This window comes from Mesorhizobium sp. B2-7-3, assembly GCF_006440715.1.
Taxonomy (GTDB): Bacteria; Pseudomonadota; Alphaproteobacteria; order Rhizobiales; family Rhizobiaceae; genus Mesorhizobium; species Mesorhizobium australicum.
On the sequence record NZ_VFTY01000006.1, the window covers coordinates 89,848 to 112,171 of the forward strand.

Here is a 22,324-nt window from a genome sequence, read left to right on the forward strand (position 1 = left end):
CTCACCGGGCCACGGATTTGACCGCGGCCGCGATCTCGGCCTTGCTGGCCTTGCCGCCAACGAGTGCCTCGATGATCGCCGAAGCGGTATCCTCGGCGATGCTGCCGACTTCCTTCATGGCGTTGGCCTTGATGGAAGAAATGCGTGCCTCGGCCTCGCCAAGCTTCTCATCGAGCGCGGCCTCGATCTTCTTGCGCGCGGCGTCGGCTTCCGCCTTGGCCGCATCGCTGGCCTGCTGACCGATCGAGTTCGCGTTCTTCTTGGCTTCCGCCAGTTCCTGCTCGTAAGCGGCAACGGCGGCGTCGGCCTCGCCCTTCAACTTGGCCGCCTGGTCGAGATCCTGGCTGATGCGGTCGTTGCGGACATCGATGATGCCGCCGACGCGCGGCATCACGACCCGCTTCAGGAACAGGTAGAACAGCCCGAACGTGATCGCCAGCCACAGAAGCTGCGACGGAAACGTCTCCGGATTGAATGGCGGAAACGTGCCGTGCGCTTCGGCAGGCACGCTGGTGCCGGAATGCGTGTCGCCTCCGGTCGCAGCGTGGCTGGTGTCGGCTGATGGCGCGGACTCTTGCGCGAAGGCAGATGTCACGAACATGGACTATCCCCAGATATCAGGCCCGCCGCTTGCGCGGCCGGCCTGTCCAATCTTCTCAGTACTCAGCCGAACAGGGCCAGCAGCGCAATGAGAAGCGAGAAGATGCCCAGAGCTTCGGTCACGGCGAAGCCGAAAATCAGGCGGCCGAACTGGCCGTCGGCGGCCGACGGATTGCGCAGCGCGCCCGAGAGGTAGCTGCCGAAGATGTTGCCCAGGCCAATGCCCGCGCCACCCATGCCCAGGCAAGCGATGCCGGCGCCGATGTACTTTGCTGCTTCTGCGTCCATTTGTTCAACTCCTTTGGGTCTGAAAATTTCGTTGCTATTCCATCCGGCGTCGTGCCGGAAACCTGATTAGTGCGAAGGATGGAGGGCGTCGTTGAGATACATGCAGGTCAGCACCGCAAAGACATAGGCCTGCAACAGCGCCACCAGCAATTCGAGCGCCGTCAACGCCACCGCCATGGCCAGCGGCAGGATCGATCCCGCAATGCCGAGCGCACCCAGCGCACTGAGGCTGACCACAAATCCCGAAAAAACCTTCAGCGTGATGTGGCCGGCGAGCATGTTTGCGAACAGACGAACCGAGAGGCTGACCGGGCGCGACACGAAGGAAATCACCTCGATCGGAACGACAAGCACCATCATCAGGAGGGGCACGCCCTTCGGCACGAACAGCTTCAGGAAGCCAAGGCCATGCTTCATGAATCCATAGACGATCACGGTGCCAATCACCATGATGGCCAAACCGAAGGTGACGATGATGTGGCTGGTGATGGTGAAGAAATACGGGAACAGGCCGAGCAGATTGGCGACCAGCACGAACATGAACAGCGAGAACACGAAGGGGAAGAATTTCATGCCCTGCGTGCCGGCGGCATCGCGCAGCATGTTGCCGACGAATTCATAGGCCATTTCGGAGACCGACTGCAGCCGGCCGGGAACCAGGCTGCGGCTCGACGTCGTCAGGTACAGGAAGGCCGCGGCAATGACCACGGTCGCGACCATGAACAGCGCGGAATTGGTGAAGGACAGATCATAGCCGCCGATCTCGATCGGAACCAGCTTGATGATATGGAACTGGTGGATCGGATCGACCTTGTCAGCTGCCACGTTCAAACCCCGTCAATGCCGCGCACGGCTAAATTACCATTGCCGCGCCAGGGCGGCTATTTGCTGTCGTCTCGGTCAGGACGCGATTTATCGCCCTGTCCGAATTCCGCCACAACGCCAGCTGAACGCATGACATTGAGCACGCCGGCGCCAAAACCAAGCAGCAGGAAAATGATCAGACCCCACGGCGATGTCCCCGCCATACGGTCGATGATCCAGCCGATGCCGGCGCCTACCACCACCCCGGCGATAAACTCGCTGGATAGCTTGATCGCCTGACCGTATCCGGTCACTGGTTTCGCGTCGTCTTTCCCCTCGAGCCGGTTCGGCAGCCTTGTCGCAAGCGATGCTCCAAGTTCACGCCGACGTCGCTCAAGATCGTCGTCGCGGATTTCGGGGTCATGCTGCTTGCCGCGGCCGGTTTCTCCGGTTCCGTCTGGCCTGTTTTTCTCGGCCATCGCAACCCCCCTGCCCGGGCAGACCGTCACCGTCCGTCCGCTTCTAAAGTCGCCGGCAACATAGTTAGAGGGTTTGCGCCCGTCAAGCCACGGAGGGAAGTTCCGCGCTGTGTATTTTAGCTAATAAAATCAAACGGTTATAAAGGTGCGACATCGTGCCCTTTGCGATCGGCGGGATGCGCCGCGCGAATCCCCCCGACAATGTCTCTCCGATCGACCGTGCGACCGTGCGAAAAGACGGGCGGGCGGCGGACCGTTCAGCTCCAGCCACCACCATAGGTCCGGTAGAAGATATGCAGGCCGATCTTGGTCATCTTCTGCATCGTGCGGGCCCAGCCGGGATGGACGTAATTGGCATAGTAGTGGGTCGACGATCCCACTTCCGGAATGAAGATCTTGCCAGCGGTGACGGCCATGCCGACATCCTGAGCGGTCTTGTAGGCGACCGGATTGTCGATGCGCTTCTTCCTGCCGTCGCAGGCGAAGGAGAACTGGCAGCGGTTGAACCAGCTGTCGTTCTGGTAGACGACGCCGCAGATCGAATTGGGATAGGCGGGGTTGCGGACCCGGTTGAGGATCACCTGGGCGACGGCGGCCTGACCGCGCACGGCTTCGCCGCGGGCCTCGAAATAAATGCCGTTGGCCAGGCACTTCTGCTCCGGCTTGGAGAAGACGCTGGCCGGAAGCGGATTCTGGATCCATGAATGGTCGCCCTTGGCCATCGGCGGAATGAAGCGGCCGCTGTTGGGCTCTTCATCCTGAAGCAGGGCTTCAAAGGGCGAGGCCTTGGCATAGTCCGGCGCGGATTGCGCATAGGCGGTCGCCAGCACATCGGGATGGTCGTTGTTGACCAGGGCCGCAAGCATGGCCGGCACGCCGGGATCCGGCTTCTTGTCCTCACGCGCATGGAATGCCGCGGCGATCTGAATTTCCTTGCCTTTGATCCGCGGCTTGGCGAAGGCCATTTTCAGGTCGCCGTCCATGCTCGGCCGCATCAGCGAGGAGGTCCGCTGGAAGATCGAGCCGGCATTGAAGTTCTTCGGTGGCGCCACGGGAGAGACCTGGACGATGCGGCCCTTCTTGTCGGCGCGCACGACGCGATCCTCGTCGGGCGACCCGCTGACCTTGCCGCCCTTGCCGCGAAACGAGACGGCGCCGACACCGGGAAGGCGAACACCGGAACCCGAGATCGAGCTGGTGATGTCGGAATCGACGAACGGCATCTCGGCGGCGTGGACCGAACCGGCGACGGATTTCTCGACATAGGAATTCCAGCGCGTGGTCGGCGATTCAAGGCCGGAAACGAGGCTGGTCATGTCTTGGTAGGCAGCGACGGTCGGAAAGCCGATCCAGATACCGAGACCAATGATGAACGGAGACACAAGGCTGCGTTTCTCACCGGCGACGGCCATCAGCCGCTTCAAGACACGTCGATGCACGGAACTCTCTCCAGGAACGCAACTGACCCACTGGAGAGCAAAATGATGCATTAACCTTGATGGGACGTTAACGAGGTCGGTCAGGTTTTCTCGGTCGGCTAGAGGTCGTGGGTTCGAAGTCGGGCGATTTTGCGGCGGGAGGCTCAGGTCCGCCGCAGGAAGATCGGCCAGGCGACCAGGGCGTAGGCGGCTGCCGACAGCCACACGCCGGGCCATGACCAGAGGTGCAGCAGCCCTGGAATGGCCACCGGAACCAGGAAGAAGCCGACGAAGACAAAGCTGTTGGCAAGGCTGAGTGCGGTTCCGACATGGCCTGCACCGGCAAGCGTGGCAAGCTCGGTATAGGCAACGCCGTGCCAGGCGGAGACCGAGATGCCGGCAACGACAAGCACCAGGGGCAGGACAGCGATCAGGAAAGGTTGGCTGCAAGGCGTTGCGGGAGCGGCCAGAACCAGCAACCAGAGCACCACGAAGGCCAGCGCGCTCAGCGCACTGCACAAGCGAAGAAATTGACGGCGGTTGCCGTGGCGGTCGGTAAAGCGGCCGCTCCAGACGCGCATGACCATGGCGCCGACCTGTACAGCGGCGAGGCTGGCGCTGATCGCCGTCGTGCCAAGCCCGGCAAAGTCGTGCAGGAACACCGATGCGAAAGTGAGGACCGCCACCTGCGGAAAGCAGAGCAGGCCGATGGCGGTCGAGATGCGCCAAACCTCGATGTTGCGCAACGGTGCCGGCCCGGCAACATCAGATGAGACGGCGTCGCCCGCCATCGGCGGTTCGTGCAGCCAACGCCAGGCGAACAGGGCGGAGAGAGCGGATGCCGCCGCCAGAAGCCCGAACACCGCGGCGAAACCGAAAGCCAGGGCAAGCGAAGGCAGGACGAGCGCGCCGAGGCCGCCGCCAAGCGGCACCGCCGTCTGCCTGATGCTCATGGCAAAACCACGCTCATTCTCCTGGAACCAGGCCATGATGGCGCGGCCGCTCGAGCCATTGACGCTGCCGCCGAGCAATCCCGTGACGAGCAGGCTTGCCGCCAGCAACGAGACATCGGGAATGCTTGACCTTGTCGGCACGACGAGCATCGCCATCGCAAGCAGCCAGGCCGCCGTTGCACCGAGGCCGATCAGAAGCACGCGGCGATCCCCCCAGCGGTCGGTGAGCAGGCCCCATGGCAACTCACTGAGCGCAACCCCCAGGCCAAGAAGACCGAGCGCCAGGCCAAGCTCGGCAGTATTCAAGTGATAGCCTTGGCGAAGCACGACCGCCGTTGCCGGTATGCCGGAGAAAGTAGCCGAGAACCCGGCATTCGCGGCCACGCCGATGCCCAGGACCTTCCAGCGGTGGTTGGGGCCGAAGGTCCGGCCGGCCCCGGTCGTGGCGGTGCCTCGCCCGGATAGCTGGCAATCGTTGCGAATGACGGTGGCAGACATGATTCCATTCCCGTGACGCCGGCCGAGCGGCCTTGACGGGAGGCATATAGCGCCATAGCTTCATCCATAAAATCAGGAAGATTTTGATCGATAATCCTGAAAATAAGGACGATCTTATGCGCCACGTCACCTTCGATCTCGACGTGCTGAGGACTTTCGTCACCGGCATGGAACTGGGAAGTTTTGCCAGGGCAGCTGAGCGGCTTGGCCGCTCGACCTCCGCCGTCAGCGCGCAGCTGAAGAAACTGGAAGAGCAGGCCGATACGCCGATCTTCCGCAAGGCGGGGCGCGGCCTGTCACTGACCGAAGCCGGCGAGACGATGCTCGGCTATGCGCGGCGCCTGATCGAGCTCAATGACGAGGCAGCCCTGGCGATCCGCGACGTCGAACTGGAGGGCTGGGTGCGGCTCGGCCTGCAGGAGGATTTCGGCGAGGCCGTGTTGCCGGAAGTGCTCGGTCGCTTCGCTCGCGCCCACCCCAAGGTCCGGATCGAAGCACGGATTGGACGCAGCCACGAATTGGCCGAGCGTGTCCTCTCCGGCACCCTCGACATTGCGCTCGCCTGGCATGATGGCACGACGCTGCCGTATAGCCGGCATGTCGCCGACGTGCAGGCGCGCTGGATCGGCCCGTCGAAACCGATGGAGGCGGGCCCCCACGATGGCGAGGCGCTGCAGCTGGTCATGTTCGAGGCGCCTTGCCTGCTGCGCACCGTGGCGACCGAGACGCTGGATCGTGCCGGGCGGCCCTGGCGGATGGCGTTCTCCAGCCCCAGCCTTGGCGGCATATGGGCTGCGGTGGCGGCGGGCCTCGGGCTGACGATCCGCACCGATATCGGCCTGCCCGCGAATGTCCGGGCGCTCGCGCCCGGAATGCTCGGGCTGCCGCCGCTGCCGAAGATGGCGCTGCATCTGCATCAGAAGGACGCCGAGCTCGATCCGGTCGCGGCGCGGCTGGCCGGCATCCTGCTGCAATCGGCGTTCGAAGCGTTGCCCGAGGGCGCCGAAATGAAAGAGAACCTGCTGAAAGTCGCTTAGCCGCAGCTGTCGGCGGAGGGGGTCGCCGCCCCTATGGTTAACGCTTCTTCGCGCGGCCGGCGAACGGATTGTCCGAAGTGCGCAGCGCGATGCGGATCGGCACGCCCGGCATGTCGAAGGCTTCGCGCAGGCTGTTGGAGAGATAACGGACATAGCTTTGCGGCATCGCGTCCGGCCGTGAACACTGGACCACGAAGCCCGGCGGCCGGGTCTTGGCCTGGGTGACGTATTTGACCTTCAGCCGGCGTCCGGCGACGGCGGGCGGCGGGTGATGCGTCAGGATGGCTTCAAGCCAGCGGTTGAGCTTGCCGGTCGAAACACGGCTGTTCCAGACCTTGTGCGTTCTCAACACCGCATCCATCAGCTTGTCCAGGCCGCGTCCGGTCTCGGCCGAGACCGGCACGGCCTGGATGCCGCGCGCCTGCGGCAACAGCCGCTCGGTCTTCTCGCGCAGTTCGGCCAACAGTTCCTGCGGGTTGTCGATCAGGTCCCATTTGTTGAAGGCAATCACCGGTGCCCGGCCCTCGCGGATGATCAGATCGGCGATCTGCAGGTCCTGCTTCTCGAAGGGAATGGTGGCGTCGAGTACGATGATGACGATCTCGGCGAAACGGATGGCGCGCAGGCCATCCTGCACCGACATCACTTCCAGCTTTTCGTGGATCCTGGCCTTGCGGCGCATGCCGGCGGTGTCGAACAGTTTGATGCGGCGGCCGCGCCAGTCCCAGTCGACCGAAATGGAATCGCGGGTGATGCCGGCTTCCGGTCCGGTCAGCAGCCGCTCCTCGCCGATCAGCGCGTTGATCAAGGTCGATTTGCCGGCGTTCGGCCGGCCGACGACGGCGATGCGCATCGGCTTGGTATCGTCATAGGATGGCTCGGCGTCCGGATCGGCGATGTCCTCGCCGATCAGCACCTCGCTGGCGGCGGCCTCTTCGTCGTCTGTATCCTCGTCTTCACCGAAGGCGCGCCCCTCGCCGAGCGCTTCGATCACGGCGTCGCGCAGGTCGGGCATGCCCTGGCCGTGCTCGGCAGAAACCGGGATCGGTTCGCCAAGGCCAAGTTCCCAGGCCTCCAGCATGCCGCCCTGGGCGCCCTTCGCCTCGGCCTTGTTGGCGACCAGCACGACCGGCTTGCCGGATTTTCGCACGATCTCGGCAAAGGTCCTGTCATCCGGCAGCAGGCCGGACTTGGCGTCGATGGTGAAAAAGATCAGATCCGCCTCGCGGATGGCGATTTCGGTCTGCGCGCGCATGCGGCCTGGCAAGGTCGAAGCGCCGGCGTCCTCGAAGCCCGCGGTATCGATGACATCGAAATGCAGATCGTAAAGCTTGGCGGCGTGGACGCGGCGGTCACGGGTCACGCCCGGCGTGTCGTCGACGAGCGCCAGCTTTCTTCCCACCAGCCGATTGAAAAGCGTCGACTTGCCGACGTTAGGTCTGCCGATGATGGCGACTTTGAATGTCATCCGACCCTACATCTTCCACGCATGTCGTGGTGCCAAACCGCTACGCGCCTTGGGCAAGGGGTCACGATGCACTGCCCGACCCGCGGATCAGCTCGGACATCAAGGTCGCCCGCTCGCGCGTGTTGCGCGGGGCGCCATCATCGGCGGCGATCTGATCGAACAGCTTCAGCGCATCCTGGGTCTTGCCTTCCTTCCAGGCGGCAAGGCCAAGCGCCTCGCGCGCGCTGTGGCGCAGCGTGTTGGTGTCCGACGTCAGCGCCTCGACGCGGCTCGACACGTCGGCGAAGGAGCCATGATCGACGAGCAGGAACGCCGCCCTCAGCCGCGCCATGTCGCGCAGGCCCTGGGGAATGGCGGTGTCGGCGGCGACATCGTCGAAGTCCTTGACGGCGGCATCGACGTCGCCCTTGTTGGCCTTGACCGTCGCGGCACGCATGCGAGCGAGCAGCGGATAGGCGCCGTAGCCATCCTTTTCCAGCTGATCGAGCGCGGCCAGCGCGTCATCGTTCTTACCGTCATTGGCGAGCTTCAGCGCCTGCGAGAAGGCATCGCCGGAGCGATTGGCGCGCGTCTCGTCCCAATAGCGATAGCCGACGAAGGCCGCGGTGCCGAGCACCACAAGCACCGCAATGACAAGCAAGGCCGGGCCAAAACGGTCCCACAGCTTCTGCGCCTGCTCGCGACGCATCTCATCATTGACTTCGCGAATAAAACTGTCGTCGGACATCAATCAAACCATTCCTGCCCCGGGCCGGGGCGGTTCATGAGCCCGCGTTTTAGCGAAATTTTGTCGGCATGGAAGGGGTTCGGCCGGAAAATCGGCTATTCCTGGGGCAAACAAATGTTTGTCCCCGGGCAAACAACTGTTTGTCCCCCGGGCAAACCAATGTTTGTTCCCGGGGGGCAAACCCACGAAAACCCAATCGCACCGGCGCCACATTTGCGCGATAGCCGGCTTGCCGACCACCCGGAGCCTGTGAATTTGCCGATGCCTTGTTTGTCCCGCGTTGTTTTGTTCTCGCTTGCCTCACTCGCCACCGCCGGCGTGGCCCTGGCCGATCCGCCCGCGCCACCAGCACCGGCAAGGCCGAAGCAGATCGTGATCATCTCCTTCGACAGCGCGCGCGACATCTCGCAGTGGAAGCGCAGCCGGGCGCTGGCCCAGCGCACCGGCGCGCATTTCACCTATTTCCTGTCCTGCGTCTTCCTGCTGTCGCCCGAGACACGCGGCCAATACACCGCGCCTGGCAAGACGGCGGGCAAATCCAACATCGGCTTTGCCGCCTCCAGGCAGGACGTGGCCGAGCGGCTGGAACAGATCGGCCTCGCCGCCCATGAGGGTCACGACATTGCCAGCCACGCCTGCGGCCATTTCGACGGCAAGGACTGGAGCAAGGCCGACTGGCTGAAAGAGTTCGCCTCTTTCGAGCACATTTTCGAGAACGCCTATGCCATCAACGGCATTGCGCCCGAACCCGAGGGCTGGCGGGAATTCGCGCGGCATGCGGTGGCGGGTTTCCGGGCGCCGTATCTGTCGACTGGCAAAGCGCTTTACGAGGCACTCCCGGCAGCCGGCTATCGGTTCGACGCCAGCGGCGTTTCAATGGGTCCTGCCCTGCCGCCGACCGTTGGCGGCGTCACCCGCTTTTCCCTGCCGCAGATTCCCGAAGGGCCGAAATCACGGCCGGTGATCGCCATGGACTACAATCTGTACGTCCGCCATTCCGGCGGCTTCGAGCGGCCGAGCAACGCCGGGGAGTTCGCGGACCGGACCTATCAGGCGTTTCGCGCCGCCTTCGACGCGCAATATCGGGGCAAGCGCGTTCCGCTGGAACTCGGCTTCCACTTCACGCTGATGAATGACGGCGCCTACTGGAATGCGCTGGAGCGTTTTGCCGGCGAAGTCTGCGTCAAATCAGATGTCGAGTGCATCAGCTTTCGCGATTACGTCTCGCGGCAGGATGGCGGCCGGAAGCAGGCCTCCGTCGGCGGCTGAGCCGCCGACCGGCGTTTCGTCAGCGCATCCTCAAGCCGGATCCCCGGCCCCCTGCCTTGCCAGATAGCGCTGGTCGATATCGGGCAACGGCTCGCCTTGCAGCGTCGCCTCGAAGGCGCGCAGGCGTTTGTGCACCGATTGCAGCTCGACGATGGTCGACCATGAGGTAAGCAGGAACTGCAGCGAACCCGTCACCTTGCCGAACGCGTTCGATATCTGGTTCAGCGCGCCGAACGTTATCTTGTGCGCGACCAGCGACGGGCCCAGGATCAGCAGCGAGAAAATGTTGTCGGCCTGAAGGTAGGTGTACCGGACGACGTTGAAATAGATGTAGTGGAAATAGAGCCGGAAATAATTGTGCCGGACATTGGCGAACAGCTCGGCGGTGGTGGCGGGTTGCGCCCTGTCCGCATGATCCTCGCCATAGACCAGCTCCTTGCGGTAAGCGGCTTCGACGCGCTGGTTTCGGAACTGCAGGCCGGGAAGCTTCATGCCGGCAATCATCACCGAGATCGTGCCGAACAGACACCAGGCAAGTGCCGCGACCACCAATGGCTGCGGGATCGCGCCGATGATCGGCAGTTCGCTGATGTGGGCCTGCAACTGGATCATCACCGGCAGGAAGGCGATCAGGGTCATGATCGACTGGACAAAGCTGGAACCGAGATCCTCCATGATCTGCGAGAACCGCATCGTATCTTCCTGGATGCGCTGCGAAGCGCCCTCGATATGGCGCAGCCTGCTCCAGTTCTCGATAAAGTAGTTGTTCATGGCTGTGCGCCAGCGGAAGATCCAGTGGCTGACGATAAAGGCGTTGACCACCTGCACGTTCATGCCGACCAGGGCCAGCCATGAGAAGTCGGCCAATCCGGTGTAGAACTCGGCGTTCGTCGACTTTCCGGTCCCCGACATCAGCCCCTGTACATAGTCGAAGAACGGGCCGTACCACGCGTTGACGGCGACGCTGACCTGCACGTTGAAATAGATGAAGAACAGGATGACCGCCGTCATCAGGATCGACCAGCGCTGCCATGGGTGCGGCGAATACCAACTCCAGAACGCGTAGAAGATGGCCACGCAAAGCGTGAAGTAGATATAAAACCAGAGGAATGGCTTCGATACGAGAATGGCGATGCCGATGATGGGTGGCGCTCCGGGAGCAGCAGGCGGCATGCCGAAAACCGCCCCCAATTGCTCCCCGCCGAAAAACCAGAACAGGATCGCCGCAAGGCTCCAGATGGCGGCCGAAGAGAAGAACAGCTTCGGCTGCGGGAAGAAGGATACGAACACTGTGGCGAATTCCTCGATCGATGCGCAAATCAGCAGGTTTGAGCCGGCATAAGGTCACACATTAGGGGGAAAGAAAATGCCTGCCCGATGCCGGTGCAGAGCAAGACCACAAATCATGGCGATTTTGGCGCAGCGGACCACGTGACGGCGCCGGAGGCGACCAGGACGGCCGCGGCGACTATCGAGGCGAGGAAGAAATCGCCCGATGCCTGCGCTAAAAGCCCGGCCGCGATCGGGCCGATGATCTGGCCAAGACCGAAGGAGGCGGTCATCAGGGCAAAGATGCGCCGGGGCGACGCAGGGGCCTGCTGCCGGGCGGCCTGCAGGCCAAGTGCCGTGATGGCAATGAACGTGCCGCCGAGCAGCACGCCGCCAAGCAGCGGCCCCATGCGCCCGCCGGTGGCGACGCTCGCGGTAACGCCGACAACTTCGACGAAACATCCCAAGGCATAGGCGGCATAAAGCCCGATCCGCGCCGCTATCTTCTGCCACAGCCAGACCGAAGGAAAACCGGCAAGGCCGGCAACCATCCACACCATGGCCTCGAAGACGCGGCTGCCGCCGCCTTGGCGGACGATGGCGACGAGGAAGGTCGCCGTCACCACATAGCCAAAACCGAACAGGCCATAGGCGACGATCACCTTCATCAGCGACCGATCTTTCGGCAGCGCCGGTTCACGGCCGACCTCGCCATTGATGAGCGGACCCTGGTTCACCAGCAGCGCCACGGCGACGAAGCCGCCAGCCGAAATCGCCCCCGACCACAGCCAGCCCTGCGCCCAGCCGGCATGCTCGGTGACCAGCACCGTCATCATCGCCGCCGATATCGCTATGCCGAGGCCGACGCCGCCGAAATGCCAGGCCTGCAGGTCGCCGCGCCCGGCGGCCGCGATATGGCTGAAAACGATGCTGGCCATGAACACCATGACGAAAGCGCTCGCCAGACCGGCCAGAAAACGAATGGCGACGAAGGCGGCCATAGCGTCGGTCAGCCCCATCGAGGCGGCCAGCACGGCGCTGGCACCGAGGGCGCCCAGCATCAGCAAACGCTCGCGTCCATGTGCCCAGCTGCCCGCCGCCGCCAACGCGCCAACGAGATAGCCTAGATAATTCGCCGAGGCGATCCAGCCGGCATTGGCCGGCGACAGATGCAGTTCCTCCATCATGCCAGGCAGGATCGGCGTGTAGACGAAGCGGCCGATGCCCATGGCGACGGCCATGGCGATCATGCCGGCGAAGGCGTAACGCAGCGCTGTCGATTGGGGCGAAGTCATTGCAGTGCACAATAGATGTGCGAGCGGGTGAAACAATCCGCCTCGTGTTGGGCCAGTGCCCTGATCGCGATCGCGCGGTCAGCAGCGATCGCCGAAACCGGCGCTCGGTGAAACGGTCTCATAGGCGGTCCGGCGCGCCGTCAACCGGAACGGCACATCACCGAGTTCGCGCTCCGACATTACATCCAGCGCGGGATGGGCAAGCGGATCGGTCAGCCAACTCAGCGTATCGAAGTCGCAGCGCGTGTCATCCGGCGAAGTGGCCGCGACCAGGGCCTTCAGCAACATGCTCAGCATTTCCGGCTCCATGGGGACTGTTTCCATCGATAAGGTCTGCCGTTTCGATATCCCTTTCAATTGAGATTTCGGCCGGACCGGTTTAGAAAATCTCAAATGGCCATGCTCAACCGCGTTCATCTCAACGGCCTTCGCGCCGTGGAAACCGTCGCCCGTCTCGGCTCGCTCGCCGCCGCCGCCGCCGAACTCAATGTTTCCGTCAGCGCCGTCAGCCAGCAGATCAGCCGCACCGAAAAGCAGCTCGGCCAGGCACTGTTCGAGCGCACGACCAGCGGCCTCGTCCTGACCGAATTCGGCGCCGTCTTCGCGGCCCGCCTGGGCACTGGATTTCGCGAGCTTGCCCAGGCCGTGGCACTGGCCGACGAAGCCAGCCAGTGCACATTGGTCGTTTCGGCGGCACCGGCCTTTGCCTCCAAATGGCTGCTGCCACGGCTGTCGCGGCACTTCGACCGGCATCCCAACGTGCTGCTGCGTATCGACGCTTCAGTGCGGCTGGCCAATCTCGATCACTCGGACGTCGACATTGCCATCCGGCTTGGCGACGGCAAATGGCCGGGTGGAAAGGCGGAGCTGCTTTTGGCGCAGGAAGTCTTCCCGGTCTGCGCGCCCGGGATTGCCAGAAAACTAACGTCGATCTGCGACCTCGCCCAGACCTGCGCCATCACCGACGAGCGGGCGATGATCAACTGGGAAAGCTGGTTCGCGGCCGCCGGCGTTCAACCCGTTACCTTCCAGAAAGGCGCAAGCTTCACCGACCCGATGCTGTGCCTGGAATCGGCGATCGCCGGCCATGGCGTGATGCTCGGCTGGCAATTGCTGACGGCCGATGCGCTGGCCGACGGGCGCCTGGTGGCGCCGTTCGGAATTCGCGCCCAGAGCGGCCTCGGCTACTGGCTGGTGACCTCCGCCACCAAGGCCGAGAGCCGCAAGGTCCGGGACTTCATGATCTGGATCAAGGAAGAGATCGCGGCGACGATGGCGCGGTTCGGATCGTCGGTCGCGGAGCCCAGCGGCACGATCACGGTGGAAAGCACCGCGGCACCGGTCTATGTTCAATCAAACATCCCAAGACGACAGGCAGGATCATGACCACACATTCGCGCGGCGTTTCCGCAACGATCGACCCGGTGAAGCTCGACAGGCTGGCGGAAGTCGCCATCAAGGTGGGGCTGCAATTGCAGCCCGGACAGGACCTGGTGCTGACATCGTCGATCGCGGCCCTGCCGCTGACCAGGCGCATCGTCGAACACGCCTACAAGGCCGGTGCCGGGCTGGTGACGCCGATCTTCAACGATGACGAGATGACGCTGGCGCGCTACCGCTTCGGCGCCGATGCTGGCTTCGACCATGCCGCCGGCTGGCTCTACGAAGGCATGGCTAAGGCCTTCTCCAACAACGCAGCCCGGCTTGCCGTGCGCGGCGAGGATCCGTCGCTCCTGTCGGCGCAGGATCCGGCGAAGGTGGCGCGCGCCAACAAGGCCAATTCGATGGCCTACCAGCCGGCGCTGGAGAAGATCACCGGCTTCGACATCAACTGGAACATCGTCGCCTATCCGGATCTGGCCTGGGCCAGGCAGGTTTTCCCCGGCGATGCCGACGACGTGGCGGTCGCGAAGCTCGCCGACGCCATCTTCGCCGTCTCGCGGGTGGATGTGGAAGACCCGATCGGCAACTGGACGGCGCACAATGCGGCGCTGCGCGGCCGCACCGAATGGCTCAACGGCCATGATTTCCATGCCCTGCATTTCGCTGGACCGGGCACCGACCTGACGGTCGGGCTGGCGGATGGCCATGAGTGGATGGGCGGCGCCTCGACCGCCAAGAACGGCATCACCTGCAATCCCAACATCCCGACCGAGGAAGTTTTCACAACTCCGCATGCGCGGCGCGTCGAGGGCCATGTCTCCTCGACCAAGCCGCTGTCCTACCAAGGCACGCTGATCGACGACATCTCGGTGCGCTTCGAGGGCGGCAGGATCGTCGAGGCCAAGGCGTCGAAAGGTGAGGACGTGCTGAAGAAGGTGCTCGACACCGACGAGGGCGCGCGTCGTCTGGGCGAAGTGGCGCTGGTGCCGCATTCCTCGCCGATCTCGGCCAGCGGCCTGTTGTTCTTCAACACACTGTTCGACGAAAACGCCGCCTGCCACATCGCGCTCGGCCAATGCTATTCGAAATGCTTCGTCGACGGCGCCTCGCTCAGCCCTGACGAAATCGCGGCGCGCGGCGGCAACAAGAGCTTCATCCATATCGACTGGATGATCGGGTCGGACAAGATCGACATTGACGGCGTCGCCAAGGATGGCAGCCGCGTGCCGGTGATGCGCAAGGGCGAGTGGGCCTGAGGGGTTCGGCGTAGGGAGGTCGAATGGCTTTCGACCTGATGGTCAAGCGGATTTACGAACCGCCCGCTGCCGATGACGGGCAGCGGGTGTTGGTTGACCGCATCTGGCCGCGCGGCGTCAGCAGGGAGCATGCCGCGCTGGCACTGTGGCTGAAGGAGATCGCACCGAGCGACGACCTGCGGAAGTGGTTCGGGCACGAGCCGGCACGTTGGGCGGAATTTCGGAAGCGGTACGGGGCTGAGCTCGACGGGAATGGTGAGGCGGTTGCGCAGCTGCGCGGCTTGCTTGGCGAGGGCAAGGTAACGCTGCTCTACGGCGCGCATGATGAGGCGCACAATAATGCGGTGGCACTGGCGGAGTATTTGAGCGCGGGTTGAGGCGCTCGGACCTTCGCGAGCAGGCGGGACAGCGCCCTTCTGTCCTGCCGGACGTCTCCCCACGAGGGTGGAGATCGGACGGCGCGACGCTTCCGCCTACTTCCCCACCGTCTGCTCATAAACCTCCGGCTTGAAGCCAACCACCACCCGATCGCCGATCTCCAGCACCGGCCGCCTGATCATCGTCGGCTTGGCCAGCATCAACGCTTTCGCCTTCTTCTCGTCGAGGCCTTGCTTGTCCGCCTCCGGCAGTTCGCGAAACGAAGTGCTGCCCTTGTTGAGCAGCTTTTCCCAACCGACCTTGCCGGCCCAGCCATTCAGCTTGCCAGCCTCGATCCCTTCGGCCCGATAGTCGTGGAAACGATAGGGAAGGTCATGGCTCTCCAGCCAGACGCGCGCCTTCTTGATCGTGTCGCAATTGGTGATGCCGTACATGGTGATCGTCAAAGTGCTCTTCCCTTGGGCTGACAGTCGAACCGTTTCGCAGCCTAAAACCGCCCTTCCCGCTTGGCCAGCAGCTTGGCCAGCAGCTTGGCCAGCATTGCCGTAAATTTGCGCTTGCCAACACTAAGGAAATTACCTAAGTGTTTTCGACCGCTTTGACAACCCGGGGACCGATCGATGACCAGCCTCCAGAGTAGAAATCCAAGCCTCCCGCCGATCGACGGCATTTTTCGCGCGCTTGCCGACCCGACGCGACGGCGCGTGGTCGAGCGACTGAACAGGAGCCCTGCTTCGGTTAGCGAACTGGCCCAGCCTTTCGAGATGGCCCTGCCATCCTTCATCGACCATCTCAAAATTCTCGAAGGCTGCGGGCTGGTTCGTTCGCAAAAGACCGGACGGGTCAGGACTTACGAGCTTGCGCCTGAACCGTTGAAGCTCGCCGAAAGCTGGCTGGCCGAACAGCGTACAGTTTGGGAACGCCGCCTCGACCAGTTCGATGCCTATGTCATGACCCTCAAGGAGACAGAAAAATGAGCTATCCGTTCAAGCCGGATCCCAGACTGGACCTGACGCTGGAGCGCGTAATCGATGCGCCGCGCGAATTGCTTTGGCGAGCCTGGACGACACCTGAGCATGTCAGGCAGTGGTTCACGCCGAAGCCGTGGCTGATCACCGACTGCGAGATCGACCTCAGGCCGGGCGGCCTGTTTCGGACACGCATGCAGTCGCCCGACGGCAAGGAGGTCAGTGACCGCCACTGCTGCTATCTGGAAATCGTGCCCAACGAGCGGCTGGTGTGGACGGATGCGCTGCTGCCCGGCTATCGACCCTCGGGGGAGCCTTTCATCACCGCGGTCATTTCGCTCCATCCGGATGGCCAGGGTACGCGCTATACCGCTACAGCCATTCACCGTGACCAAGCCACCCGCGACAACCATGAAGAGATGGGTTTCTTCGACGGCTGGGGCACGGTGGCCGATCAACTTGCGCAGTATGTGAAGACGATTTGAACGCCCCCAGCGGCCAGAGGATCCTCTGGCCGCCGTGCTCATTTTCAACCTTGCCGCAAAGAGAGCAAAGCTAGGAAGGCCCGATTTCCGGCCTCAGTAGTAAAAGCGCTCTTCGGTGATCTTGCCGTTCTTGACCGTGTACAGGCCAACCTCATCCATGGTGACACGCTCGCCGGTGGCCTTGGGCGTTATGTCAAAGGTGAAGCGCACCGCGAATTGATCGCCGTTGACATAAGGGCCCTCGACCGAGCCGCCATGCACTTCGTGGTTCTCTTGCCACCACTGGCTTTTCTGCCTGAGGGCCTCCTTGCCGTGACTGACGGCCATCGGTCCCTCCATCGCTTCGTAGCTGGCGATATCGTCGGCATTGTATTTTTCGGCAGCACCTTCGTTGTTGCCCTGCTTGAGAAGTTCGGTGAACTCCTTGGCGATTTCCGTGACGGTCATTTTTGTTCCTCCTGTTCAGACGCATTGCAAGTAGGGAACCGCTTGCGGACCTGCCATCGCGGACAGGTCGATAGCTGACATGACCCTGTCAGGATGGGGTGTCGCGCGAACCAGCGGCCCCTTCGTTACATCGCAATCAGCGGCCAACGTTCCAGAAAATCATATTGCGTCAGCCCACGCAGGCTGTGCACGAGAATGAACTCCCGCGCCACGAAGCTGATCGGCTCGATCGGCAGTTGTGGGATAAGTTTCTGGTCATAGGCAAGGGTCAGATGAGGGACGAACCCGTCTGACGCCTTGAGGCCTTGACGCAGCATTTCGGCGCCGAGATTCCCGCTCAGTTCACAAACCGGTCCGTCATCGGCCACAAGCACGAAGGGGTGCTTGGCCGGTCGGCCTCTTGTCGCCGGACGGCCAGGAAAGCTCCTGGCGTGGCGAAAGGTGATCTCAAAAGCAGGCATCACGACGCGCTGCCCCGATCGGGTGGCCGCAAAGATGATTTTCGACCGCAGCCGCTTGTAGTCCCCGACATGCTGCTGGCTGACATGAAAACGCTCCGGTATCAGCGGTGAGCCGGCTATGCCAAATTTGTGGCATAGTCGGCTTTGACAATCAGCAAACCTAGAATAATCCCCTGCCTGCAGAAACACGCCGAAGAAGACACGATCCGGTTTTTTGGGCCGCCTTGGCGGTTCTGGAATTCCGAAATCTAGTTCGCCTTGGTACATTACCTATACGCTCGCCAAGGAACGCCTCCGTTCTGTTCTGGCGCCCGGAACAAAACACGAACAATTCTCTGAGTCAAGTTCGAGTAACCGGACCCTAAGCCCGGTGATGTCCTTGACATCCGGACATCGTGGATGACCCAGTCGGCATATTCGCGGCCACCGCTCGACTGCTTGGATGGGATAGACCTTTGAATGAAATCCGGCGAAAGTGCCGCGCCGACCGGGCCAGCATTTTCGATTCAACGAGGAACCCAACTCATGACCAACCCGACACATCTGCCCGCTGAAGGCTTGTTTGTCGGCCGCGCCAGGAGCGGCGATGCCTCGCACCCCCTGGTCGTCACGGTGCGCGACGGCACCGTCTTCGACATCACATCCAGCGCGGCGCCCACCGTGCGTGACGTCTGCGAATTGGCCGACCCGGCCGGCCATGTGCGCTCGGCCAGGGGCAAGCCGATCGGTTCACTCGACGCCATCGCGGCCAACAGTTTCGAAGCCACGCGCGATCGGGCAAAACCCTTTCTGCTGTCGCCGGTCGACCTGCAGGCGATCAAGGCTTCCGGCGTCACCTTCGTGGTCAGCCTGCTCGAACGGGTGATCGAGGAACAGGCGCGTGGCTCGGCCGAGAAGGCCGATGCCATCCGCGCCGACATTGCGGGCCTGATCGGCCATGATCTTTCGAAGCTCAAGCCCGGTTCGCCAGAGGCGATGGAGATCAAGGCCAAGCTGATTTCGCGCGGCGCCTGGTCGCAATATCTGGAAGTGGGCATCGGCCCCGATGCCGAGATCTTCACCAAGTGCCAGCCGATGGCCTCGGTCGGCTTCGGCGCCGATGTCGGCCTGCATCCGGTTTCGACCTGGAACAATCCGGAGCCGGAGATCGCCATGATCGCCGCCTCGAGCGGCAGGATCGTCGGCGCCACCATCGGCAACGACGTCAATCTGCGCGACGTCGAGGGCCGTTCGGCGCTGCTGCTCGGCAAGGCCAAGGACAACAACGCCTCGGCCTCGCTTGGCCCCTTCATCCGGCTGTTCGACGACACGTTCTCCATCGCCGACGTGAAGCAGGCCGTCGTGCGCCTGAAGGTCGAGGGCGAGGACGGGTTTTCGCTGGAGGGGGCAAGCTCGATGGCCGAGATCAGCCGCTCGCCGGAGGAGCTGGTTGCCGCGGCCATGGGCCCGCATCACCAGTATCCGGACGGGCTGGCGCTCTATCTCGGCACCATGTTCGTGCCGTCGAAGGATCGCGGCGAAAAGGGCAAGGGGTTCACGCACAAGGTCGGCGACATCGTCACCATCTCGTCGGAAAAATTCGGCGCGCTGGTCAACCGCGTGCGGCTGTCGCCCGATTGCCCGCACTGGACCTACGGCGCCAGCCATTTGATGCGCGACCTGGCCAAGGCCGGCCTGCTCTAAGCGGCTCTTTGGGGGCTTTCGCCCTCAGAGACCGCCCAGACGTGATCGGGATAGTCCGCCCGGCTGAGCTCTCGGCGACAATCATCCGACTGCCCGGGAAAAATCATCCCGACTGATGCGATCTGATGGGGTCGCTGATGGCGCCGCGTCAGGCGCCAACTACATCTGCAGATGGAGGCTTGCCATTCGTCGAAAAAGGGAATGCTCTTATGCATCCGAGCGGCGCTGGCAAAAAGACGCAATCCGGCTGAAGCCGGAACAAGGGACGGATCATCTTCAACCGGGAGGAAATCAAATGCTGACGAGACTAAGACTTGTGCTCTACGGCCTGCTGATCGCGCTGACGGTCATTCCGGCAGCCGCGCAGGCCAAGACGTTCTACTGGATTTCACATGGCGGGCCGGCCGACCCGGTCTGGACCTACTTCCTCGCCGGCGCCAAGCAATGGGCCAAGGACACCGGCAACACCGTCAACACGTCGTTCCACAATGGCGACGTCGCCTCGCAGCAGGAGGCGGTCCGTGCCGCCCTCTCGGCCAAGGCCGACGGCATCGTCACCACCAGCCCCGATCCGGGCAGCCTGGTCGAGATCGTCAAGGAAGCGCGCGCGGCCAACGTCCCGATCATCAACTTCAACACGCCCGATCCCAAGGCCAATTTCAACGCCTATGTCGGCGGTGACAACGTCACTTTCGGCAAGCACTGGGCGCAGTATCTGGTCGACAAGGGCCTGGTGAAGAAGGGCGACTTCGTCTGGATGCCGGTCGAGATCCCCGGCGCCACCTACGGCGTGCAGGAAGAAGAAGGCATCAAGAGCGTCTTCGGCCCGCTCGGCATCACCTATGAAGTGACCGAAGCGACGCTCGACCAGGCCGAGGTGATCAACCGCATGGTCGACTACCTCACCGCCCACAAGGGCAAGGTCAACGCCATCATCGGCCTGGGCGACCTCGTAACCGGTTCGATCAAGCGCGTGCTCGACCAGGTCGGCGTCAAGCCGGGCGAAATCCCGGTGGTCGGCTGGGGCAACTCGCTCGACACCACCCAGGAAGTGCTGAACGGCTATGTCAATGCCGGCCAGTGGCAGGATCCGCAGGCGACCAGCTATGTGGCGCTGTCGCTCGCCAACATGGCGGCCAGCGGCATTCCTCCGGGCTTCAACGTCATCACCGGCGCGCTCTATGAGAAGGACACCGCGGCGGTCTACGACAAGATCCTGTCCGGCAAATAATCCGCGATCCCCTGGCGCCGCGCGTTTTCGCACGGCGCCAGATATCTTCCTGCGCCGTGGCATGCCACCCGATGCGGTGGAGCTCGCGGCCCGTCCCAACCATGTCGCGGGTTCCCAGTGGAAAATCATTCGCTCATCCAACGCCTGATCGCGCGGCCGGAATTCGGACCTTTCATTCTGCTCATCGTGGAGATCGCCGTTTTCTGGGGTTTCAACCACGACTTCCTGTCGCCGCAGAACATCTCCAACACGCTGGCCTTCACGGTCGAGCTCGGCCTGATCGCGCTGGCGATGACGCTGTTGATGACTTCGGGCGAATTCGACCTCTCCGTCGGGTCCCTGTTCGGCTTCTCGCCCGTGCTGATGTGGACGCTGTTCAATGCCGGCGTCACCTCGCTGGAAATGGGCTTCCTTGTCGCGCTGGTGGTTGCCGCCTTGATCGGCCTGGTCAATGGCTGGTTCGTCACGCAGCTCAAGATCCCGTCCTTCCTGGTGACGCTCGGCATGCTGCTGGTGGTGCGCGGCAGCGCGCTTTTCATCACCGACGGGTTTCCGCAGCGCACCTGGAGTGCCGAAGGCAGCTGGCTGGCGGAGGCTCTGGTCGGCGACTTCTTCATCGGGCCGTTCCGCATCTACATGTCGCTGTTCTGGTTCATCGCCGCGGCGATCGCGCTCGGCTATGTCCTGACGCAAAGCCGGACCGGCAACTGGATCCAGGCGGCGGGCGGCAATCCCAACGCGGCGCGTGCCCGCGGCGTCAATGTCAATCGCGTCAAGGTCGGCCTGTTCGTCCTGTCGTCGGTCATGGCCTCGCTTGCCGGCGTCATCTCCTCGCTGCGCACATCCGCCGCCAACCCCAACAGCGGCACCGGCTACGAGCTCGAGGTGATCGCCATGGTGGTGATCGGCGGCACCGCACTCACCGGCGGGCGCGGCACCATCATCGGCACCGTGCTCGGCATCCTGATCCTGCGCGTGATGCGCAACGGCATCGTGCTGATCGGCGTGCCCGGCCTTGCCTACAACATCTTCATCGGCGCGATCATCCTTGGCATGATGGCGTTGCATTCATGGCTGGAACGCCGACACCAGGCGGGGACTTGAACCATGGCCGAGCCATTGATCCGCATGCACAACATCCGCAAGTCCTATGGCCGCGTGCAGGCGCTGGTGGACGCCAATTTCCATGTCAACGAGCGTGAGATCGTCGGGCTGCTCGGCGACAATGGCGCCGGCAAATCGACGCTGATCAAGGTTCTCTCCGGCGCGGTGCCGCTGACCAGCGGCGATATCTTCATCCGCGGCAAGAAGGTCACCTTGCGCGATACCAGCGACGCCATCGCCCACGGCATCGAGACCATCTACCAGGACTCCGCCCTGGTCACGCAGTTGTCGATCGCGCGCAACCTGTTCCTGGGTCGAGAACCGATCAAGCCGCCGCGCTTCCTCAACCGCATGGACCAGGACGCCATGAACACCGTCGCCCGCGATCTGCTCAAGCAGGTCGGCATCTCCAAGAACATCCCGCCGACGACGCCGATCGGCTCGCTCTCCGGCGGCGAGCGGCAGGCGGTCGCGATCGCGCGCGCCATGCATTTCGACAGCGACCTGATCATCCTCGACGAGCCGACCAACAATCTCGGCGTGGCCGAGACCCAAGGCGTGCTCAGCTTCGTGCGCAACGCCCGCGATTCCGGCCACTCCTGCATCTTCATCGCGCACAACATCCACCATGTCTTCCAGGTGGTCGACCGCATCGTCGTCATGCGCAGGGGCAAGGTGGTCGCCGACGACATCGATCCGAAGACGACAACCGTGACGGAAGTCGAGCGCATCATCACCGGCATGTCGGACAAGGACATCCGCGACGCCCTCGCCGACGGCAAGCCGGCGCACTGAGGACGTACGAAGCGACGTGTAGGGTTGC

25 protein-coding genes are annotated in these 22,324 nt (G+C 63.2%); 11 read left to right on the forward strand and 14 right to left on the reverse strand.

Annotation, left to right across the window (positions count from 1 at the left end; translation table 11 throughout):
• Position 1: 1 nt before the first annotated feature.
• From FJW04_RS15295 to FJW04_RS15320, 6 genes are all read right to left on the reverse strand, one after another.
• Complete coding sequence (locus FJW04_RS15295) at positions 2-601, reverse strand: F0F1 ATP synthase subunit B (protein ID WP_140715056.1); 600 nt, start codon at positions 599-601, stop codon at positions 2-4.
• Positions 602-663: 62 nt separating this feature from the next.
• Positions 664-888 (reverse strand): F0F1 ATP synthase subunit C, encoded by a 225-nt coding sequence (locus FJW04_RS15300; protein ID WP_013896722.1) that lies wholly within the window; start codon positions 886-888, stop codon positions 664-666.
• Positions 889-954: 66 nt separating this feature from the next.
• Positions 955-1,713: a F0F1 ATP synthase subunit A gene (locus FJW04_RS15305; protein WP_140617330.1), complete on the reverse strand. Its 759-nt coding sequence runs from the start codon at positions 1,711-1,713 to the stop codon at positions 955-957.
• A gap of 56 nt (positions 1,714-1,769) precedes the next feature.
• Positions 1,770-2,171: an AtpZ/AtpI family protein gene (locus FJW04_RS15310; protein ID WP_140617331.1), complete on the reverse strand. Its 402-nt coding sequence runs from the start codon at positions 2,169-2,171 to the stop codon at positions 1,770-1,772.
• Positions 2,172-2,428: 257 nt separating this feature from the next.
• Positions 2,429-3,610, reverse strand: a complete 1,182-nt coding sequence (locus FJW04_RS15315) for a cell wall hydrolase (protein ID WP_140715058.1) — start codon at positions 3,608-3,610, stop codon at positions 2,429-2,431.
• Positions 3,611-3,753: 143 nt separating this feature from the next.
• Positions 3,754-5,040, reverse strand: a complete 1,287-nt coding sequence (locus FJW04_RS15320; protein ID WP_246673834.1) for an MFS transporter — start codon at positions 5,038-5,040, stop codon at positions 3,754-3,756.
• Between the two features lie 116 nt (positions 5,041-5,156).
• Here FJW04_RS15320 and FJW04_RS15325 point away from each other — a divergent pair, with 116 nt between their 5' ends.
• Positions 5,157-6,077, forward strand: coding sequence for a LysR substrate-binding domain-containing protein (locus tag FJW04_RS15325; RefSeq protein WP_140715060.1), 921 nt, complete (start codon positions 5,157-5,159; stop codon positions 6,075-6,077).
• Between the two features lie 37 nt (positions 6,078-6,114).
• Here FJW04_RS15325 and der read toward each other — a convergent pair whose 3' ends face one another.
• Positions 6,115-7,545, reverse strand: a complete 1,431-nt coding sequence (gene der, locus FJW04_RS15330; RefSeq protein WP_140715062.1) for a ribosome biogenesis GTPase Der — start codon at positions 7,543-7,545, stop codon at positions 6,115-6,117.
• A 61-nt stretch (positions 7,546-7,606) separates the two neighbouring features.
• Positions 7,607-8,272, reverse strand: coding sequence for a tetratricopeptide repeat protein (locus FJW04_RS15335; protein ID WP_140715064.1), 666 nt, complete (start codon positions 8,270-8,272; stop codon positions 7,607-7,609).
• A 261-nt stretch (positions 8,273-8,533) separates the two neighbouring features.
• Here FJW04_RS15335 and FJW04_RS15340 point away from each other — a divergent pair, with 261 nt between their 5' ends.
• Positions 8,534-9,541: a polysaccharide deacetylase gene (locus tag FJW04_RS15340; protein WP_140715066.1), complete on the forward strand. Its 1,008-nt coding sequence runs from the start codon at positions 8,534-8,536 to the stop codon at positions 9,539-9,541.
• Between the two features lie 30 nt (positions 9,542-9,571).
• Here FJW04_RS15340 and sbmA read toward each other — a convergent pair whose 3' ends face one another.
• From sbmA to FJW04_RS15355, 3 genes are all read right to left on the reverse strand, one after another.
• On the reverse strand, positions 9,572-10,831 hold the full coding sequence (gene sbmA, locus FJW04_RS15345; RefSeq protein WP_015318863.1) for a peptide antibiotic transporter SbmA: 1,260 nt from the start codon (positions 10,829-10,831) through the stop codon (positions 9,572-9,574).
• A gap of 113 nt (positions 10,832-10,944) precedes the next feature.
• Positions 10,945-12,105 (reverse strand): YbfB/YjiJ family MFS transporter, encoded by a 1,161-nt coding sequence (locus FJW04_RS15350; RefSeq protein WP_140715068.1) that lies wholly within the window; start codon positions 12,103-12,105, stop codon positions 10,945-10,947.
• 78 nt (positions 12,106-12,183) lie between these two features.
• Positions 12,184-12,402 (reverse strand): hypothetical protein, encoded by a 219-nt coding sequence (locus FJW04_RS15355; RefSeq protein WP_140715070.1) that lies wholly within the window; start codon positions 12,400-12,402, stop codon positions 12,184-12,186.
• A gap of 96 nt (positions 12,403-12,498) precedes the next feature.
• Here FJW04_RS15355 and FJW04_RS15360 point away from each other — a divergent pair, with 96 nt between their 5' ends.
• Genes FJW04_RS15360 through FJW04_RS15370 form a run of 3 tightly spaced genes read left to right on the forward strand, consistent with a single transcriptional unit; the run spans position 12,499 to position 15,121 of the window.
• Positions 12,499-13,491 (forward strand): LysR substrate-binding domain-containing protein, encoded by a 993-nt coding sequence (locus FJW04_RS15360; protein WP_140715072.1) that lies wholly within the window; start codon positions 12,499-12,501, stop codon positions 13,489-13,491.
• The gene (locus FJW04_RS15365) at positions 13,488-14,744 is read left to right on the forward strand and encodes an aminopeptidase (RefSeq protein ID WP_140715074.1); all 1,257 of its coding nucleotides are present in this window, start codon (positions 13,488-13,490) and stop codon (positions 14,742-14,744) included. Before FJW04_RS15360 ends, FJW04_RS15365 begins: the two co-directional genes overlap by 4 nt.
• Before the next feature lie 23 nt (positions 14,745-14,767).
• Entirely contained in the window at positions 14,768-15,121 is a 354-nt protein-coding gene (locus FJW04_RS15370; protein WP_015318868.1) for a DUF488 domain-containing protein, read from the forward strand.
• 96 nt (positions 15,122-15,217) lie between these two features.
• Here FJW04_RS15370 and FJW04_RS15375 read toward each other — a convergent pair whose 3' ends face one another.
• Positions 15,218-15,568, reverse strand: coding sequence for an ArsC family reductase (locus tag FJW04_RS15375; RefSeq protein WP_041163511.1), 351 nt, complete (start codon positions 15,566-15,568; stop codon positions 15,218-15,220).
• 174 nt (positions 15,569-15,742) lie between these two features.
• Here FJW04_RS15375 and FJW04_RS15380 point away from each other — a divergent pair, with 174 nt between their 5' ends.
• Positions 15,743-16,099 (forward strand): metalloregulator ArsR/SmtB family transcription factor, encoded by a 357-nt coding sequence (locus FJW04_RS15380; RefSeq protein ID WP_140661448.1) that lies wholly within the window; start codon positions 15,743-15,745, stop codon positions 16,097-16,099.
• On the forward strand, positions 16,096-16,575 hold the full coding sequence (locus FJW04_RS15385; protein WP_140715076.1) for an SRPBCC family protein: 480 nt from the start codon (positions 16,096-16,098) through the stop codon (positions 16,573-16,575). The genes FJW04_RS15380 and FJW04_RS15385 overlap by 4 nt, the downstream gene beginning before the upstream one ends.
• Positions 16,576-16,668: 93 nt before the next feature.
• Here the strand turns inward: FJW04_RS15385 and FJW04_RS15390 are convergent, their stop codons facing one another.
• Together FJW04_RS15390 and FJW04_RS15395 are read right to left on the reverse strand one after the other, a co-directional pair.
• The gene (locus FJW04_RS15390; protein ID WP_015318872.1) at positions 16,669-17,022 is read right to left on the reverse strand and encodes a SnoaL-like domain-containing protein; all 354 of its coding nucleotides are present in this window, start codon (positions 17,020-17,022) and stop codon (positions 16,669-16,671) included.
• Between the two features lie 125 nt (positions 17,023-17,147).
• Entirely contained in the window at positions 17,148-17,750 is a 603-nt protein-coding gene (locus FJW04_RS15395; RefSeq protein WP_140715078.1) for a 2'-5' RNA ligase, read from the reverse strand.
• A 258-nt stretch (positions 17,751-18,008) separates the two neighbouring features.
• On the opposite strand from FJW04_RS15395, the gene FJW04_RS15400 reads away from it, so the two are divergent.
• The 4 genes from FJW04_RS15400 (at position 18,009) to FJW04_RS15415 (ending at position 22,296) form a co-directional block, all read left to right on the forward strand.
• Positions 18,009-19,166, forward strand: a complete 1,158-nt coding sequence (locus FJW04_RS15400) for a fumarylacetoacetate hydrolase family protein (protein ID WP_140617347.1) — start codon at positions 18,009-18,011, stop codon at positions 19,164-19,166.
• Between the two features lie 295 nt (positions 19,167-19,461).
• Entirely contained in the window at positions 19,462-20,397 is a 936-nt protein-coding gene (locus FJW04_RS15405; protein WP_140715080.1) for a substrate-binding domain-containing protein, read from the forward strand.
• Positions 20,398-20,514: 117 nt separating this feature from the next.
• Positions 20,515-21,501 (forward strand): ABC transporter permease, encoded by a 987-nt coding sequence (locus FJW04_RS15410; RefSeq protein ID WP_015318876.1) that lies wholly within the window; start codon positions 20,515-20,517, stop codon positions 21,499-21,501.
• A gap of 3 nt (positions 21,502-21,504) precedes the next feature.
• Positions 21,505-22,296, forward strand: a complete 792-nt coding sequence (locus FJW04_RS15415) for an ATP-binding cassette domain-containing protein (protein WP_015318877.1) — start codon at positions 21,505-21,507, stop codon at positions 22,294-22,296.
• The last annotated feature ends 28 nt before the right edge of the window (positions 22,297-22,324 follow it).

What these genes read in the sequence shown, in the direction of transcription:
- FJW04_RS15295 (WP_140715056.1), bottom strand. Translation starts at nt 601, where the DNA reads ATGTTCGTGACATCTGCCTTCGCGCAAGAGTCCGCGCCATCAGCCGAC.
- FJW04_RS15300 (WP_013896722.1), bottom strand. Translation starts at nt 888, where the DNA reads ATGGACGCAGAAGCAGCAAAGTACATCGGCGCCGGCATCGCTTGCCTG.
- FJW04_RS15310 (WP_140617331.1), bottom strand. Translation starts at nt 2,171, where the DNA reads ATGGCCGAGAAAAACAGGCCAGACGGAACCGGAGAAACCGGCCGCGGC.
- FJW04_RS15320 (WP_246673834.1), bottom strand. Translation starts at nt 5,040, where the DNA reads ATGTCTGCCACCGTCATTCGCAACGATTGCCAGCTATCCGGGCGAGGC.
- FJW04_RS15325 (WP_140715060.1), top strand. Translation starts at nt 5,157, where the DNA reads ATGCGCCACGTCACCTTCGATCTCGACGTGCTGAGGACTTTCGTCACC.
- der (WP_140715062.1), bottom strand. Translation starts at nt 7,545, where the DNA reads ATGACATTCAAAGTCGCCATCATCGGCAGACCTAACGTCGGCAAGTCG.
- FJW04_RS15335 (WP_140715064.1), bottom strand. Translation starts at nt 8,272, where the DNA reads ATGTCCGACGACAGTTTTATTCGCGAAGTCAATGATGAGATGCGTCGC.
- FJW04_RS15340 (WP_140715066.1), top strand. Translation starts at nt 8,534, where the DNA reads ATGCCTTGTTTGTCCCGCGTTGTTTTGTTCTCGCTTGCCTCACTCGCC.
- FJW04_RS15350 (WP_140715068.1), bottom strand. Translation starts at nt 12,105, where the DNA reads ATGACTTCGCCCCAATCGACAGCGCTGCGTTACGCCTTCGCCGGCATG.
- FJW04_RS15355 (WP_140715070.1), bottom strand. Translation starts at nt 12,402, where the DNA reads ATGCTGAGCATGTTGCTGAAGGCCCTGGTCGCGGCCACTTCGCCGGAT.
- FJW04_RS15360 (WP_140715072.1), top strand. Translation starts at nt 12,499, where the DNA reads ATGGCCATGCTCAACCGCGTTCATCTCAACGGCCTTCGCGCCGTGGAA.
- FJW04_RS15365 (WP_140715074.1), top strand. Translation starts at nt 13,488, where the DNA reads ATGACCACACATTCGCGCGGCGTTTCCGCAACGATCGACCCGGTGAAG.
- FJW04_RS15370 (WP_015318868.1), top strand. Translation starts at nt 14,768, where the DNA reads ATGGCTTTCGACCTGATGGTCAAGCGGATTTACGAACCGCCCGCTGCC.
- FJW04_RS15380 (WP_140661448.1), top strand. Translation starts at nt 15,743, where the DNA reads ATGACCAGCCTCCAGAGTAGAAATCCAAGCCTCCCGCCGATCGACGGC.
- FJW04_RS15385 (WP_140715076.1), top strand. Translation starts at nt 16,096, where the DNA reads ATGAGCTATCCGTTCAAGCCGGATCCCAGACTGGACCTGACGCTGGAG.
- FJW04_RS15390 (WP_015318872.1), bottom strand. Translation starts at nt 17,022, where the DNA reads ATGACCGTCACGGAAATCGCCAAGGAGTTCACCGAACTTCTCAAGCAG.
- FJW04_RS15395 (WP_140715078.1), bottom strand. Translation starts at nt 17,750, where the DNA reads ATGTACCAAGGCGAACTAGATTTCGGAATTCCAGAACCGCCAAGGCGG.
- FJW04_RS15400 (WP_140617347.1), top strand. Translation starts at nt 18,009, where the DNA reads ATGACCAACCCGACACATCTGCCCGCTGAAGGCTTGTTTGTCGGCCGC.
- FJW04_RS15405 (WP_140715080.1), top strand. Translation starts at nt 19,462, where the DNA reads ATGCTGACGAGACTAAGACTTGTGCTCTACGGCCTGCTGATCGCGCTG.
- FJW04_RS15415 (WP_015318877.1), top strand. Translation starts at nt 21,505, where the DNA reads ATGGCCGAGCCATTGATCCGCATGCACAACATCCGCAAGTCCTATGGC.